Source organism: Gordonia asplenii, assembly GCF_012933505.1.
Classification (GTDB): Bacteria; Actinomycetota; Actinomycetes; order Mycobacteriales; family Mycobacteriaceae; genus Gordonia; species Gordonia asplenii.
Map to the genome: position 1 here is coordinate 213921 of NZ_JABBNB010000006.1, position 15412 is coordinate 229332.

At 66.1% G+C, this 15412-nt stretch carries 13 protein-coding genes; 6 read left to right on the top strand and 7 right to left on the bottom strand.

Annotation, left to right across the window (positions count from 1 at the left end; genetic code table 11):
* Positions 1-2 precede the first annotated feature (2 nt).
* Positions 3-1178 carry an ABC transporter ATP-binding protein gene (locus tag HH308_RS08025; RefSeq protein ID WP_170193659.1) on the top strand — a complete coding sequence of 392 codons (1176 nt, stop codon included), beginning with the start codon at positions 3-5 and terminating at the stop codon, positions 1176-1178.
* Between the two features lie 56 nt (positions 1179-1234).
* Positions 1235-1822 carry a suppressor of fused domain protein gene (locus tag HH308_RS08030; protein WP_170193660.1) on the top strand — a complete coding sequence of 196 codons (588 nt, stop codon included), beginning with the start codon at positions 1235-1237 and terminating at the stop codon, positions 1820-1822.
* A gap of 101 nt (positions 1823-1923) precedes the next feature.
* Here the strand turns inward: HH308_RS08030 and HH308_RS08035 are convergent, their stop codons facing one another.
* Positions 1924-3072: a MarR family transcriptional regulator gene (locus HH308_RS08035; protein ID WP_170193661.1), complete on the bottom strand. Its 1149-nt coding sequence runs from the start codon at positions 3070-3072 to the stop codon at positions 1924-1926.
* A gap of 217 nt (positions 3073-3289) precedes the next feature.
* Here HH308_RS08035 and HH308_RS08040 point away from each other — a divergent pair, with 217 nt between their 5' ends.
* Positions 3290-3679 carry a hypothetical protein gene (locus tag HH308_RS08040; protein WP_170193662.1) on the top strand — a complete coding sequence of 130 codons (390 nt, stop codon included), beginning with the start codon at positions 3290-3292 and terminating at the stop codon, positions 3677-3679.
* Positions 3680-3723: 44 nt separating this feature from the next.
* Here HH308_RS08040 and HH308_RS08045 read toward each other — a convergent pair whose 3' ends face one another.
* The gene (locus tag HH308_RS08045; RefSeq protein ID WP_170193663.1) at positions 3724-4089 is read right to left on the bottom strand and encodes a gamma-glutamylcyclotransferase family protein; all 366 of its coding nucleotides are present in this window, start codon (positions 4087-4089) and stop codon (positions 3724-3726) included.
* Positions 4090-4099: 10 nt separating this feature from the next.
* On the bottom strand, positions 4100-5170 hold the full coding sequence (locus tag HH308_RS08050; RefSeq protein WP_312870468.1) for a magnesium and cobalt transport protein CorA: 1071 nt from the start codon (positions 5168-5170) through the stop codon (positions 4100-4102).
* Between the two features lie 49 nt (positions 5171-5219).
* On the opposite strand from HH308_RS08050, the gene HH308_RS08055 reads away from it, so the two are divergent.
* Positions 5220-5912: a type 2 periplasmic-binding domain-containing protein gene (locus HH308_RS08055; protein WP_312870464.1), complete on the top strand. Its 693-nt coding sequence runs from the start codon at positions 5220-5222 to the stop codon at positions 5910-5912.
* On the opposite strand, the gene HH308_RS08060 is transcribed toward HH308_RS08055, so the two are convergent.
* Together HH308_RS08060 and HH308_RS08065 are read right to left on the bottom strand one after the other, a co-directional pair.
* Positions 5913-6749, bottom strand: a complete 837-nt coding sequence (locus tag HH308_RS08060) for an SDR family NAD(P)-dependent oxidoreductase (RefSeq protein ID WP_170193665.1) — start codon at positions 6747-6749, stop codon at positions 5913-5915.
* A gap of 36 nt (positions 6750-6785) precedes the next feature.
* A complete protein-coding gene (locus tag HH308_RS08065) occupies positions 6786-8312 on the bottom strand; it encodes a flavin-containing monooxygenase (RefSeq protein ID WP_170193666.1) in 1527 nt (508 codons plus the stop codon).
* 117 nt (positions 8313-8429) lie between these two features.
* On the opposite strand from HH308_RS08065, the gene HH308_RS08070 reads away from it, so the two are divergent.
* Complete coding sequence (locus HH308_RS08070; RefSeq protein WP_170193705.1) at positions 8430-9017, top strand: TetR/AcrR family transcriptional regulator; 588 nt, start codon at positions 8430-8432, stop codon at positions 9015-9017.
* 40 nt (positions 9018-9057) lie between these two features.
* On the opposite strand, the gene HH308_RS08075 is transcribed toward HH308_RS08070, so the two are convergent.
* Positions 9058-10416 (bottom strand): flavin monoamine oxidase family protein, encoded by a 1359-nt coding sequence (locus tag HH308_RS08075; RefSeq protein ID WP_170193667.1) that lies wholly within the window; start codon positions 10414-10416, stop codon positions 9058-9060.
* 130 nt (positions 10417-10546) lie between these two features.
* Between HH308_RS08075 and HH308_RS08080 the strand changes: the two genes are divergently transcribed.
* The gene (locus tag HH308_RS08080) at positions 10547-11473 is read left to right on the top strand and encodes an LppP/LprE family lipoprotein (protein WP_170193668.1); all 927 of its coding nucleotides are present in this window, start codon (positions 10547-10549) and stop codon (positions 11471-11473) included.
* An 88-nt stretch (positions 11474-11561) separates the two neighbouring features.
* Here the strand turns inward: HH308_RS08080 and HH308_RS08085 are convergent, their stop codons facing one another.
* Positions 11562-15377: a multifunctional oxoglutarate decarboxylase/oxoglutarate dehydrogenase thiamine pyrophosphate-binding subunit/dihydrolipoyllysine-residue succinyltransferase subunit gene (locus HH308_RS08085; RefSeq protein WP_170193669.1), complete on the bottom strand. Its 3816-nt coding sequence runs from the start codon at positions 15375-15377 to the stop codon at positions 11562-11564.
* Positions 15378-15412 lie beyond the last annotated feature (35 nt).

Here is a 15412-nt window from a genome sequence, read left to right on the forward strand (position 1 = left end):
CCATGGCCGACATCGTCTTGGACAACGTCACCAAGCAGTATGCCGACGGTTCGGTGGCCGTCGCGGGCGTGAACCTCGCCATCGCCGACGGCGAATTCGTCATCCTCGTCGGGCCGTCGGGCTGTGGGAAGTCGACGACGCTGAACATGATCGCCGGGCTGGAAGACATCAGCAGCGGCGAACTGCGCATCGGTGGCGAACGCGTCAACGAGCGGGCTCCCCGTGACCGCGACATCGCGATGGTCTTCCAGTCCTACGCGCTCTACCCGCATATGACGGTGCGCCAGAACATCGCCTTTCCGCTGACGCTGGCGAAACTGTCGAAGGCGGAGATCGCGCAGAAGGTCGACGAGGCCGCACGGATTCTCGATCTGGGTCCCTACCTCGATCGCAAGCCGTCGAATCTGTCCGGCGGGCAGCGTCAGCGCGTCGCGATGGGACGTGCGATCGTCCGCTCGCCCAAGGCTTTTCTCATGGACGAGCCGTTGTCGAATCTCGACGCCAAGCTGCGCGTGCAGATGCGAACCGAGATCGCCCGGCTGCAGAGTCGACTGCGTACGACGACGGTGTACGTCACCCACGACCAGACTGAGGCGATGACGCTCGGCGATCGGGTGGTCGTTCTGCGCGGTGGACACGTGCAGCAGATCGGCACGCCCGCCGAACTGTACAACGATCCGTCGAACCTGTTCGTGGCGGGCTTCATCGGGTCGCCGGCGATGAACTTCCTGCCGGGTCGGCTCGCCGCCAACGGCGTCGACACGCCTATCGGCACCATCCCGGTGCCCGACTATCAGGGCATCGTCAAGCGTGCGGGCGACGCCCACAGCAACGGTGAGGTCATCATCGGCATCCGGCCCGAGCATTTGTCGGACGCCTCGATGATCGATCCGCTGCAGCGCGGTCGGGGCACGACCTTCCAGGTCAATGTCGACGTCCTCGAGTCGCTCGGCTCGGACAAGTACGCGTATTTCAGCGTGTCGTCGCCGGCTGCCGAAAGTGCCACTCTCGCAGAGCTTTCCGCGGAGACCGGCGTCGAACTCGGTGGCGGCGCGATGGTTGCGCGGCTGCATGCGGAATCGCCGGTCGTGAAGGGTTCGCGCGCCGAGCTGTTCTACGAGCCGACGAAGGTCGCCGTCTTCGATCAGGCGAGCGGTCAGAACTTGCACCGGGCGTAGGTCCGACACCATCCGCCGATTTCGGGGCGTGGTCTGGGCAACGTAGGGTCGAGCACGTGTCTGAATCCGTAGCCGCGCTCGTCACCGACCACCTGCGCGCCCTCAGCGACACCGAGCCGCAGCGTGCGTCGGTGACGTTCTTGGGCGTCGAGCCGATCGATGTGCTGCGCCTGGTCGTCGACGCCGACGGTGTTCGGCAACTGCTGTACGCGACGGTCGGGTGTTCACGGCATCCGATGGGCGACCCGACGGACCTGCACGCCGACCCGGTCCGCGGCCCGCGCGCCGAGATCGTGGTGCGGATGGCCCCGACGTCGCCGTTGCCGGGATTGCACAAACGACTCGCGACGATAGCGGCAGCGCCCGCCGTCGAGGGATTGATCCTGTCGGTCGACGCCCTGGTGGACCTCGGTGAGCCGCTGTGGGACGGATCGTCGTGCACCGCACTGCTTTTGGGCGACGACCCGATTTCCGATCTCGCTCTTCCCGACCCGATGGACCCGGTGGTCTTCCTGCGGGCGACGCCGATCACCGCCAACGAGGCGGCCTGGGTACGGCTCAAAGGGGCTGCGGCACTGCGGGAGGCGTGGACCGAGGCGGGCATCGACGTCGCCGATCCGACTCGGTCGGGAGCGCGGCTGTAGATCCGGTGTGTTCCCACGAGCCGAGAATGAGATATTCCGACGTGATCGTCGATTCGCGGATAAGTGATATCAGTCGGAATAGGACAAGCAGATGACTCCCTTTACATCGGGATTTCGGCGACGTCGACATTCATATCTACTGCCGCAGTATCCGCATTGATCAGAATTCGGTTAATGTATCCGCGACGCGGGTGACAGCTTCGGCGAGCCGTCGATAATAGGTGGTGCGGCCCACGTGCAGCTGCCGGATCGCCGACGCGTGCGTAGCGCCGGCGGTCAGATAGCCGGCGGTGAGGACGGCGTGCAGTTCGACATCGCTCGACTCGTCGACGAATGCGCGCGTCATCGCGTCCCGCAGCCGGCGTTGAACGACGGTCGCGCGCGAGACCACCGTCCCGTCGATGGGCGACAGGGGACTGCGCGCCAGTTCGTAGGGTTTGTGGAAACTGCGAAACGCGGCCTGTACGACATCGATCATGCTGGTCGACGCCCCGGTGCGCGAGTCGCGTGGCCGGCCGGCCGCATCGATTCAGGGTGGTTCGGGTGGCACCCGGCTCACAGGCCAGACGAAGCTGTGCCTCGGTGAAGGAGAGCCGGTCGGCGTGCATCCCTTCGTAACCGAGCGCGCCCATCGCCGCCGGAATCCCGTCGAGCCACGGGTATGCCACGGCCACGCAGCGCGCCGCATCGTGTGACCACCCGCGATCGAACGCGACGCCGCGCCTGCGAACCAGCGCGACCTCCGCGAGGACTCCGTCGTGATCGGGAGTGCGGCCGGTCAGCGCGGTAACCGGCCTGCGATCGATGATCGCCGGCACATCGTCGTCGGGGAGCTGCGCCAACTGGACCACGCCCCAGGCGGTGGCCCACACCGGTGCCTCGGTGACGCCGAAGAAGAAGTCCGGCAGGCCGTCTGGACCACTCGACACCGCGAGCAGGTATTGGGTGTCGCCGGCCAGCGCAGACACCAGCACGGTCAGGCCGGTCAAACCGCTCACCGCGTGCGCGAGGTCGCTGGTCCGGTCGAGCGCGTGGCGATGCACCGGGTCGGCGCCGAGGAGGACCGCGCGCGTGCCCAACGCGACCTTGCCGTCGACCCTCGCCAGCCACCCGCGTGCGCACAGTGAGCTGACGGTACGGGAGACGGCCGCCTTGTCCTGCCCGGAGCGGCGCGCCAGTTCGGTGATGGTGAGACGTTCGCTGCGCACCTCATCCATCAGCTCGAGTGCACGCAGGGCAGCGCTGGACATGAGAAAAGAGTAGGTCCCCGTTGCCTCCCGATCATCGCAAAAGGGACGAATCGACAACGGTATTCATTCGGTGAGTAGAGGGTCGGTCGGATTCCCGCAGGCACGGCACCCGGTCGGGGCGCGTCGAACAAGGCACGCGTGTGGTACTTCGAACGGATTGTCCGAGGCTATTCGACCGGTGACACTCAGACCACAGCAAAATGAGAAGGAGAGAACAATGATCAAAAGAATTATCGTCGCGGTGCTCGCATTCGGCGCATTGCTCGGAATAGCCGGAGTGAGTGCGACAACCGCGCAGGCGCGTCCGCATCAATACAGCGGAACCGCCTACATCACGGTGTGGGAGAACGGATACGGCCAGCACCAACAGCCGGTGGTGCAGATCACCGATCGAAACAGCGGGTACTACTCCACCGCGTGGTTCACCTATCGGGAATATCGGAACGGCCGCGTCGGCTATCATTTCCAGGCTCGACGTCTGCCGATCAATACCGGGTTGACCGTGACGGCCTATCAGGGTGGGCGTTACCTCGCGAGTCGCTGGCTGTACCTGTCGTGGCAACACCAGACGGGGTACGTCGACCTGTACCCGCAGTATCGACGGTGAGGCCTGCGCCGTAGGCGATCACCGTCCCGCCGAAGCGTCCGCGATCAGCTCGTCGGCTGGTCGCGGACGCTGCCGTGTTCGCCGGCGAATACGTACACCCACCCCACTCCACCCGAGCGCAGCGGCACCTCGATGCGTGTGTAGTCGTCCACTTCATACTCGTCGGCGGCGACGAGGTCGGTGTCGTCGATGGTGAACGTGGTGCCCTCGATGACGTCGGAAGAGTTGCCGCGCACGAGGATCGGGTGCCGCTCGCTGCCGCTGCGCTCGATGACCAGCGGATCGGTGATCGTCAGCAGCTCGCTGCGGAACCCGACGATCGCATCGGGCCGCCCGGTGAGACGACGGCCGAACGTGGCCGCCTGGACGTCGGGGAGTTGCAGGGTGCCGTAGGAGAACAGGTGATGCATCGGCATCAAGCTACAGCCAGTTGTGTTTGCGGAAATTGCGGCCCAATACGATTGTGAGCAACACCATCGCCACCAGCACCACGTAATAGCCGGGGCGCCAGTGCAATTCGGGCATGTTGTCGAAGTTCATGCCGTAGATGCCGGCGATCATGGTCGGTCCGGCAGCCATCGCCACCCACGCCGAGATCCGGCGCATATCCGTATTCTGTTGCAGCGCAACCTTTGCCGCGGCGGCGTCGAGCAAGGACGACAGCACGTCGTCGTATTCGACGACCCGGTCGATGACGGTGGTGAGGTGATCGGCGACGTCGCGCAGATACCGCCGCACCTCCTTCGGTATCTGATTGGATCCGGTCAGCTGGCTCAGCGGGCCGATCAGCGGGGCCACCGCCCGGCGCATCTCGAGGACCTCGCGTTTGAGCAGATAGACCGGGTCGATGTCGAGTCCGCCCTGACTGAAGACGGACTGCTCGATCGCGTCGACGTCGGCCTCCATCTTCTCGGTGACCGCGAGGTAGCTGTCGACCACTCGGTCGGCGATGGAGTACATCGCCATCGTCGGCCCGAGCATGAGTTGCTCGGGCCTAGCTTCGAGTCGGTGGCGTACCCCGGAGAGGTGCGTGTGGTCACCGTGGCGGACGGTGATGACGAAGTCCTTGCCGACGAAGATCATGATCTCGCCGGTCTCGACCACCTCGCTGGTGGCCTGGATGGACTCGTGCTCCACATACTTGACGGTGCGCAGCACCAGAAACTGTACCTCGTCGTACACTTCGAGCTTCGGACGCTGATGGGCGTGCACGGCGTCTTCGACCGCCAACTCGTGAAGGCCGAAAGCCTCTGCGACGCCTTGCATTTGACCGTCGTCGGGGGCGTGCAGGCCGAGCCAGACGAATCCGTTGCCACTCTCCCGCACGCGGCGCAGCGCCTCGGTGTAAGCATAATTGCCGGGTTGGCGTTCGCCGTCGACGTAGATGGCGCAGTCGACGATGGCGCGGGAGACCGGTACGGGGATGCGCGGAAGTGGCGGCTTGTCACGGCGCGGGGGCTGACCCCAGCCGGCTCCTCGGATACTCGGTATCGACGGCACAGATGCTGATAGTACCCGTCACGACGGGTACCGTGTTGGCGTGTTCACGTTCCGACGATCCAGCCCCCGCAACCTTCTGAACTGGCCGATCGTGCTGGTAGCCGCGTTTGTCGGAGCGGTCGGACTTGCCGGATGCTCGGTTCCGACGACGCCGGACACCGCGTCGCGGACCCTCGTCGTCGGTGCTCCGGCAGACCCCGCGCTGCAGATGGCGGCGCGAATCTACCGCGCGGTGCTCGTCGCCACCGGGTGGTCGGTGGCGCCCGATGTGGTCGTCGGCGACGACGCCGGGCAACTGACCGCGATGAGCGCGGTGCGGCGCGATCTGTTTCCCGCCTTCTCCGGACGGTTGCTGGCGTCGTTGGTGCCGGCGAATTCGCGCATCGTCGATGCGGCGGCGGGGTCCGGCGCCGATTTCGACCCAACCTATGTCGCGCTGAACAAGGCGTTGCCACAAGGAGTTTCGCTCGCCGACCCGACCACGGTCACGCTCGCCGGGCTGTCCGGCGCGGCGTCGGGCGGCCCGGCGTCGACTCAACCGAGCGGCCCGTCCCAGCAACTCGTGCCGGTGTATCGCAGTGCGGCGTTGCGCCGCGACCAGCTCAAGACGATCAACAAGGTCGCCGGCGAATTGACCGCCGACGACCTGGTGACGCTCGTCGCTCAAGCCCGCACGGGTGACCCCGCCGCCATCGCGGCGCGCTGGGTGCTCACCCACGGGCTCAATCGTTGATCAGTTCGTGAGGCGGCGGGTCCCGAATCCGGTGATGCGCGCGAGGATGCCCTGATAGCCGGACGCGACCACGCGGACCCACAGGTCCAGGAACTTGGCGTCGTTGCCGACGAGCACACGCGCACGGTTGCGTTCGACGCCACGGATGATGATGTCGGCCGCCTTCTCCGACGGCATGCGCAGCAGGTATTTCTCGAACGCCGCGGTCAGTTTGTCGTGGTTGGGGTCGTTTCCGGAGCTGGTCGCGTTGCGGGCGATCGCGGTCTTGATGCCGCCGGGGTGCACACAGGTGACCTTGACCGGGTGCTTGGCGACGATCATCTCCTGGTTGAGCGACTCGGTGAAGCCGCGGACCGCGAACTTCGCCGAGTTGTAGGCCGACTGACCCGGCTCGGACAGCAGGCCGAACAGCGACGAGGTGTTGACGATGTGGCCGTCGCCCGAGGCGATGATGTAGGGCAGGAATGCCTTGGTGCCGTTGACGACGCCCCAGAAGTCGACGTCCATCACCCGCTCGATGTCCTTGAACTCCATCTTCTCCACCTCGCCGTTGTGGGCGATGCCCGCGTTGTTGAAGATGACGTTGACGGTGCCGAAGTGCTTGGCGACGGTGTCGGCGTATTCCAGGACGGCCTCGCGCTCGGCGACGTTGAGCAGCTGGCTGTGCACCTCGGCGCCGGCCTCGGTGACCAGCTTCTCGGTGGCGGCCAGACCGGACGGGTCGACGTCGGAGATGGCGATCTTCGCGCCCCGCTTGGCGAGTTTGACGGCGAGGTCGCGGCCCATGCCCGAGCCGGCGCCGGTGATGACGACTACTTTTCCGCGGAAGTCTTTCATGCGATCAATCCTTAAGTGACAGTGGGTGTTTCGTCGTTAGACGGTGGTTTCGACGGCAGCGTCGGCGATGACCGACGGACGCGGGGTGCCGCGCACGACGTCGTAGGCGTCGAGATCGAAGGTACGGGTGATGCGGCGGAAGTCGAAGGTGAAGCCCGGCCACAGCGTGGTGATGTTGCCGTGCGAGTCCTTGTACCAAGACGCGCAGCCGCCGTTGGTCCACACGCTGCGGCGCAGCTTGTGCTGGATGCCCTCGTTGTAGGCCCGTTGGTTGTCGGCTTTCACGTCGACTCGGGTGATCGATCCGGCGCGGACCGCCTTGAGGTAGCTCACCAGGTAGTTCAGTTGCGACTCGATCATGTACACCATCGAGGTATGGCCCAGGCCGGTCGACGGACCGACCATCAGCATCATGTTGGGGAAGCCGTTGACGAACGAGCCCTTGTATCCCTGCATGCCTGCCTCGTCCCATACGGCGGCCAGCGAGCGGCCCGCGGCGCCGACGATACGCTCGAAGACGGGGGAGTCGGTGACGTGGAAGCCGGTGGCGACGACGATCACATCGACGTCGCGCAGGGTGCCGTCGGCGGTCCGGATGCCGGTCGGGGTGATGGCCGCGATCGGATCGGTGACGAGTTCGACGTTGTCGCGGGCCAGGGTGGGATACCAGTCGTTGGACTTGAGGATGCGTTTGCAGCCGACCGCGAACTTCGGTGTGGCCTGCTCGCGCAGTGCGGGATCCTTGATGCCGCGAGCGATGTTGGCCTTGGCCAGCGCCTGGACCGGCTTGAGGGCGCCCGGCGCGTAGGTCATGCCGAATGCGACGAATTCGCTTGCGGTGTAGATGGTTCCGCGAGCAGCCGCCTGATAACCGGGAATGTTCTTGAACGCCCAGTTCTCGACCGACAGGTAGGCCCGCTCGTTGCGCGGGACGATCCACGGCGCGGTGCGCTGGTAGACGTCGAGCTGTGCGGCGACCTTGCCCAATTGCGGGACGATCTGGATGGCCGACGCCCCGGTGCCGATCACGGCGATGCGCTTGCCCGTGTAGTCGTAGTCGTTGTCCCAGCGGGCCGAATGGACGATCTTGCCCTCGAAGTCGTTGAAACCCTTGATGTCCGGGAGGTTGGGCTCACACAGCGGGCCGACGGCGCCGACTAGGATGGCCGCGCGGATCTGGTCTTTGACGCCGTTGGACTCGGTGTCGATGACCCATTGCGCCGTGTCCTCGTCCCACGCCGCGTTGGTCACCTCGGTGTGAAAGCGCGCCTTGTCGCGGACGCCGTAGGTGTCGGCCACGCCGTTGATGTAGCGGTGAATCTCGGGCTGATGCGAGTAGGACCGCGACCACGTCGGGTTGAGCGCGAACGAGTAGGAGTAGAGGTGCGAGGGAACGTCGCACGCTGCGCCCGGGTAGGTGTTGTCGCGCCAGGTACCGCCGAAGTCGGCGCCGCGGTCGATCAGGACGAAGTCGGAGATACCTTCTTGCTTGAGCTTGATGGCTGCGCCCAAGCCGGAGAACCCTGCGCCGATGATGGCGACTTGTACATCACTCGTTGTCATGGTTCTCACCATAGAGCGCTATTGAATTCTCGTCAATAGGTTGTTGAACATGAGTCAATAGCGCGTTAGGATCGACGTGTGACCACGTCAGCGCGTATTTCCACCAAACGAACCCGGATGAGTCCCGCGGCCCGCCGCGAACAGTTCATCGACCTCGGTATGGAGATGCTGCGCGACCACTCGCTGGAGGAGGTCACCACCGAAGCCATCGCCGACGCGGCAGGAGTGTCGCGCGCGCTGCTGTTTCACTACTTCGAGTCCAAGCAGGACTTCCACGTCGCGCTGGCCAAGGCGCAGGCACAGGTCATGCTGGAACGGACGCTGCCCGATATGTCGGTGGGGGACCCGCTGGAGATCCTGCGGGCGTCGATGTCGGAGTTCGTGGATTTCGTCTACGGCAATGCCGGAGCGTACCGGGCCATCCTGCGCGGCTCGACCAGCGCCGACCCGGAATTCCAGGCGGTCTTCGCCCAGACCCGTGCGACGATGGCGCAGCGCATCTTCGACCACGGTGAAGTGCTCGGAATCAGCGTGACCCCGCTGGTTCGCATGTCCGTGCACGGTTGGCTGTCGTTCGTCGAGGAGGTGACGCTGGCGTGGCTGGCCGACGCCGGCGGCGTCGACCGCGAGCAGTTGCTCGGGTTGATCACCGGGTCACTGCCGATGCTCGCGGGTGTCGCGGTATCGGTGTCGGGCGGACAGTGAGGGGTACCGCCGCAGCTCGCTGACGCAGTGTGTGGGCCGCTCAGCTGAGCACTTCGTCGACGGCCCGCTGCGCGGCGTCGAGCGCACCCTCCATATACGCGCTCCAGTGCGTCGCGGTTTCCGTTGCGGCCCAATGGATCCGCCCGATCGGCGGCGTCAGCGCGGCGCCGAAATGCGTCCACACCATCGGTCCCATGTTGGCGTTGTAGCAGCCGCGTGTCCACGGGCGTTGCGCCCATTCGCCGTCCACGTAGGAGATGAAATCGGCTGCGCGGGAACCGAAGTGGCGCACCAGTAGATCGGTGATCGCGGCCTTGCGATCGGCCGTCGGCCAGCGACCGTAGGTGCGCGCGTGTTCACCTTCGAGGAACACCAGCAATTGGCCGTAGGAAGCGTCGTCGGGGCTGGTGTCGTTGGACATCCGGCCCGGCCCGACGTCGGAGATCAGTTGTCCGGCAAGGCCGTCGGCGCGCCAGAACGGTTCGTCGTAGGTGAAGAAGACCTTCATCGCCGATGCCTGCGGCATCCGTTGCGTGAGCTGATCGCGTACGCCGGGCAGCGGCGGGTCGTACATGATGCGTCCGGCGAGGGTCGGTGCGATCGCCACGATGACGTGCCGGGCGTGCACCGCCCGGCCGCCGCGGCAATGCACGGTCACGGCGTCGGCGTTCTGCTCGATCAACGTGACCGGCGAATCGAGGACGATGTGTCCGTCGAGTCGGGCCGCGAGGCGGTCGGGGATCTGGCTGGATCCACCGACGAACCGGGTGGTCTGTGCGCCACCCTCGGACTCGGCGAACAGCTCGGCCCCGACGCCGCAGGTCCGCAGGTTGTACAGCATGTCGAGCAGGGACACCTCGGCCATCGGCACCGCCAAGATCCCGACCGTGCAGATTTCCAGGACCCGCTCGGCGACGGGCGCCAGGCGCTGGTCGGTGAGCCACTGGGCCGCGGTGATCGCATCCCACTCGTGCGCGCGCGGAGCGTCCCACGGGGCGTCGAGCGGCACCTGGGCGGACATGTCGTCGAGGAGCCGCAGCGCGCGGTCGACGCCGGTTAGCTCTGCTGCGAAGCGCTCGTGAAAAGCAGTCTCGCGCAGCACCCCCGAACCGGCGATCTCGTATGTCGCCTCGCCGTCGTCGAACTGGCGGAAGGTATCGACCCCGAGTTCGGTGGCGAGCGCGAACATCCGATGGTGAGTGTCGCCGATCCACTGCGCGCCGAGTTCCACCGGCACGCCGTCGACGTGTTCGGTGAGGATGCGGCCGCCGACGCGGTCGTTCGCTTCGATGACCAGCGGATTCATGCCTGCCCGCAGCAGTTGGTGCGCGGCGAAGAGGCCGGACAGTCCGGCACCGACGATGGCGACGTCGACGTCGTGGTGGTTCGATTCGGACACCGCGTCAGGGTACCAACGCGGCGTCGGGTCATTCGGTCGAATGCCAGACCGTTCACATCGCTAACGGACTGCCCAGGCGTCCCGAACTCACCGTCGAAGGCAGAACAATCGAACTGAGCGGAGACGACGCATGAAACGACTGGTGGCCGGACTTTCGGTGGCGGCAAGCATGGCACTTTCCATCACCGCGTGCTCACCCGACGGGCCCGGATCGACGGCGACGTCGGAGCCGACGGCGACCGTCGACCGACAATCCAGCGTTGAGGCGCAGAACGGGGCGTCGGTGTCACCGGTCTCGACCGGAACCGCGAAGACTCCGGCGACCGCCGGGCACGGCAAATGCCTTGATCCGGCGTCGCCGCTGGTCACCGCGGCGGTAGGCAACGTCGACTCGTATTACGGACGCGTCTTCCAGGTGTACCGGTCGAGCGACGAGCGGCTCGGCTCCTGCCCGAACCTGATGTGGGTCGAAGCGCACATCCGCGGAGCGACGGGGAGTTCCCCCGAGCAGGTGCTGTTCTTCGACGCCGACGGCTTCGTGCGGACCGACACCGATCGAAACACCGCGTTCACCCGCGTCTCGGCCTGGTCCGGAGACTCGGTGTCGGTGACCTACCGCTGGCTCAACGACGGCGACGTCACGGCCAAGCCCACCGGTGGGCCGGTGGTGGTGACCTACACGCTGAGCAACGGCAAGGTGACCGCCGATCGCGCGGTGCCCGTACAGGCCTACGGCGATCGCAGCGGACCGGCGACCGCGACGAGCTCGACCCCGGCACCCTCGGCGTCGCATTGCGACACCGCGACGGCGTCGACCCTGCACGACGCCGCCGATATGCAGTATCACGGTTCGTTGGTTCAACCGTTCTCGATGGTGAACATCATCTGCGACGGACAGTGGGCCATCGCCCGGACGCAATCGAGCGCGGCGCAACCGGTGCGAGTCCTGTTCCGCTACACCGGCGGCGGGTGGAGTGCCATCGCGATGGGCACCGGATTCAGCTGCACCGACAACGGCGTGCCGACGGCGACGGCGGCGACATTGGGCTGTGGGTAGTCACCTCGTCGTCAGACCCCGCGGAAAAGATCATCCCCAGCACCGTTCGGGTGCTGGGGATGGATCGGCTGTTCAGATGTTTCGACGACTACGCCTCGAGCGCTCCGTCGATGATCTCCTGCTGCTCGACGGCGTGCACCTTCGACGAGCCCGACGACGGCGCGCTCATCGCGCGACGCGAGATCCGGCGCAGGCCGCGCAGGATGTCCGGGAGCACCTCGGGCAGCCACAGGCCCAGGAACGGCCACGGTCCCTGGTTGGCCGGCTCTTCCTGCACCCACACGTAGTCGGAGGCAGAGCCGTACTGCTCCAACGTCTTGCGCAGTCGACGATGCGGCACCGGGTAGAGCTGCTCGACGCGGACGATCGCGACGTCGTCGCGGTTCTCCTTGTCCCGGCGGGCCGCCAGCTCGTAGTAGAGCTTGCCGCTGACCAGCAGAACTCGCTGCACCTTCGAGCGATCGCCGCCGTCGACGAACTTGGGGTCGTCGAGGACCGAGAGGAACTTCGAATCGGTGAAGTCGGAGACCGGGGAGACGGCCGCCTTGTTGCGCAGCATCGACTTCGGCGTGAAGACGACCAACGGCCGCTCGATGCCGTCGAGTGCGTGACGGCGCAGCAGGTGGAAGTAGCTCGCCGGCGTCGACGGCAGCGCCACCGTCATCGACCCTTCCGCGCACAGCTGCAGGAAGCGCTCGATACGGCCCGACGTATGGTCGGGTCCCTGGCCCTCGTGGCCGTGCGGCAGCAGCAGCACGACGCCCGAGGTCTGGCCCCACTTGGCCTCGCCGGAGGAGATGAACTCGTCGATCACCGACTGTGCGCCGTTGACGAAGTCACCGAACTGGCCTTCCCACAGGACGAGTGCCTCGGGGTTGCCCACCGAGTAGCCGTACTCGAAGCCGAGGACCGCGTACTCCGACAGCGGTGAGTCGTAGACGAGGTACTCTCCCTGCTCGATGCCCGCGGTCTGCGGCAGGTTGTTGAGCGGGGTGAACTCGGTTCCGTTCGCGCGGTCGATGAGCACCGACAGGCGCTGCGTGAAGGTGCCGCGTCGCGAGTCCTGACCGGACAGGCGGACCAGCCGGCCTTCTTCGACGAGCGATCCGAACGCGAGCAGCTCGGCGAACGACCAGTCGATACCGCCTTCACGGGACATCTTCTGCCGACGCTCCAGGACCGGCTTGACGCGCGGGTGGACGGTGAACCCGTCGGGAACGTTGACGAATGCATCGCCGATGCCGGCGAGTACCTCGGCGCTCACTGCGGTGACCAGCTTCGACGGCAGAGTCTGGTCGGCTTCGACCGACGGGCTGGGCTCGGCGGTGTACTTCTCGAGTTCCTTGACCTCGTTGAAGACCCGTTCGAGCTGCCCCTGGTAGTCGCGCAGGGCGTCTTCGGCTTCCTTGGTCGAGATGTCGCCACGACCGATCAGAGCTTCGGTGTAGCTCTTGCGCACGCCGCGCATGGTGTCGATGACGTCGTACATTGCCGGCTGGGTCATCGACGGGTCGTCGCCCTCGTTGTGGCCGCGGCGTCGGAAACAGACGAGGTCGATGACGACGTCGTTGTTGAACTTCTCGCGGTAGTCGACGGCGAGCTTGGCGGCCCAGACGCACGCTTCCGGGTCGTCGCCGTTGACGTGCAGGATCGGCGCGCCGATCATCTTGGCGACGTCGGTGCAGTACTCGGTGGAACGCGAATGCTCGGGTGCGGTGGTGAAGCCGACCTGGTTGTTCACCACGATGTGGATGGTGCCACCGGTGCGGTAGCCGGGCAGCTGTGCGAGGTTCAGCGTCTCCGCGACGACGCCCTGGCCGGCGAAGGCCGCGTCGCCGTGCAGCATGAGCGGCAGGATCGGGAACGGCTTCTCATCGGTGGCCAACGCGTCCTGCTTGGAGCGCACCAGGCCTTCGAGGACCGGGTCGACGGCTTCGAGGTGGCTGGGGTTGGCGGTCAGCGAGACGGTGATCTCGTTGTCGCCGAACATCTGGTAGTACTTGCCCTCGGCGCCGAGGTGGTACTTGACGTCGCCCGAACCGTGCGCCTGCGACGGGTTCAGGTTGCCCTCGAATTCGGTGAAGATCTTCGAGTACGGCTTGCCGACGATGTTGGCCAGCACGTTGAGGCGGCCACGGTGCGGCATGCCGATGATGACCTCGGTGAGAGCGTGTTCGGCGCTCTGGTCGATCACACCGTCCATCATCGGGATGACGGACTCGGCGCCTTCCAGCGAAAAACGCTTCTGCCCGACGTATTTCGTCGCGAGGAAGGTTTCGAAGGCCTCGGCGGCGTTCAGCTTGGACAGAATGTACTTCTGCTCGCCGACCGGCGGCTTGACATGCTTGATCTCCACCCGCTCCTGCACCCAGCGCTGCTGCGCGGGGTCGAGGATGTGGGTGTACTCGATGCCGACGTGACGGCAGTAGGCGTCGCGCAGGATCGACAGGACGTCGCGCAGCTTCATGCGCTCCTGGCCGTGGAAGCCGCCGACGCGGAAGCTGCGGTCGAGATCCCACAGTGTGAGCCCGTAGGTATTGATGTTGAGGTCCGGGTGCGCGGCGCGCGCGTCGGAGTCCATCATCAGCGGGTCGATGTCGGCCATGAGGTGGCCGCGGTTGCGGTACGCGGCGATCAGTTCGAGCACGCGGGTGCTCTTGTCGACCAGGCCGGCCGGGATGTCGCGGCGCCAGCGGATCGGCTCGTAGGGGATGTGGAAGGCGATGAAGATCGAGTCGTAGAACCGGTCGTCGATCAGCAGGTTGTGGATGGTCCGCAGGAAGTCGCCCGACTCGGCGCCCTGGATGATCCGGTGATCGTAGGTCGAGGTCAGGGTCATCAGCTTGCCGACGCCCAGCTCGGCGATCTGCTCGTCGCTCGCGCCCTGGAACTCGGCGGGGTACTCCATCGCGCCCGCGCCGATGATCGCGCCCTGCCCCTTCATCAGGCGGGGCACCGAGTGCACGGTGCCGATGGTGCCCGGGTTGGTCAGCGAGATGGTCACGCCGGCGAAGTCCTCGGCGGTCAGTTTGCCGTCGCGCGCGCGGCGCACGATGTCCTCGTAGGCGGTGTGGAACTCCGCGAACGACATCGTCTCGCAGTTCTTGATCGCCGCGACGACCAGCGAGCGGCTACCGTCCTTGCCCGCGAGGTCGATGGCCAGACCGAGGTTGGTGTGCGCCGGGGTGACGACGTTGGGCTTGCCGTCGACCTCGGCGAAGTGGCGGTTCATGTTCGGGAACGCCTTGACCGCCTGGACGATCGCGTAGCCGAGGATGTGGGTGAAGGAGATCTTGCCGCCGCGGGTGCGGGCGAGGTGGTTGTTGATGACGATGCGGTTGTCGATCATCGCCTTGGCGGGGATCGCGCGCACGCTGGTGGCCGTCGGAACCGTCAGCGATGCCGACATGTTCTTCGCCACGGCGGCCGACGCTCCGCGCAGCACCTTGGTCTCTTCGGTGCCCGACGTCGGGGCCTGTGCCTTCACGGGAGCGGGCGCGGGCGCCCGGACGGCCTCGGTCATGCTGCGACCGGAGGCGGCCTTGGTGGCCTGGCCCTCGCGGACCGGGGTGGCCTTGCGGGCAGGGGCGGTGGCGCGGGCGGGCTCGGTGTCGAGGGTCACCGGAGTGTTGGGCTTGGGCGCCGGGGCGGTGGCGGGCGCAGCCGGGGCAGCGGCGGGAGTTGCGGGTGCGGGTGTGGGAGTCGCGGGTGCGGGAGTTGCGGCCGGGGCCGGAGCGGGTGCTGCTGCGGCGGCAGGTGCGGTGCCGTTGGTCCCGTTCGGGCTGTATTCCTTCAGAATCTCGTGCCAGCTCGGGTCAACCGAGTTGGGATCCTTCACATACTGCTGGTACATCTCCTCGACCAGCCAAGTGTTCTGTCCGAAGTCTGATGTCGAGCTGCTCACAGCGGTATTTCGCCTCAATTCCCTCAAGCGTGTCG

Excerpts from the sequence above, each read along its gene's own strand:
- HH308_RS08070 (WP_170193705.1), top strand. The coding sequence starts at position 8,430 with ATGAGTCCCGCGGCCCGCCGCGAACAGTTCATCGACCTCGGTATGGAG.
- HH308_RS08080 (WP_170193668.1), top strand. The coding sequence starts at position 10,547 with ATGAAACGACTGGTGGCCGGACTTTCGGTGGCGGCAAGCATGGCACTT.
- HH308_RS08060 (WP_170193665.1), bottom strand. The coding sequence starts at position 6,749 with ATGAAAGACTTCCGCGGAAAAGTAGTCGTCATCACCGGCGCCGGCTCG.
- HH308_RS08035 (WP_170193661.1), bottom strand. The coding sequence starts at position 3,072 with ATGTCCAGCGCTGCCCTGCGTGCACTCGAGCTGATGGATGAGGTGCGC.
- HH308_RS08045 (WP_170193663.1), bottom strand. The coding sequence starts at position 4,089 with ATGCATCACCTGTTCTCCTACGGCACCCTGCAACTCCCCGACGTCCAG.
- HH308_RS08040 (WP_170193662.1), top strand. The coding sequence starts at position 3,290 with ATGATCAAAAGAATTATCGTCGCGGTGCTCGCATTCGGCGCATTGCTC.
- HH308_RS08065 (WP_170193666.1), bottom strand. The coding sequence starts at position 8,312 with ATGACAACGAGTGATGTACAAGTCGCCATCATCGGCGCAGGGTTCTCC.
- HH308_RS08025 (WP_170193659.1), top strand. The coding sequence starts at position 3 with ATGGCCGACATCGTCTTGGACAACGTCACCAAGCAGTATGCCGACGGT.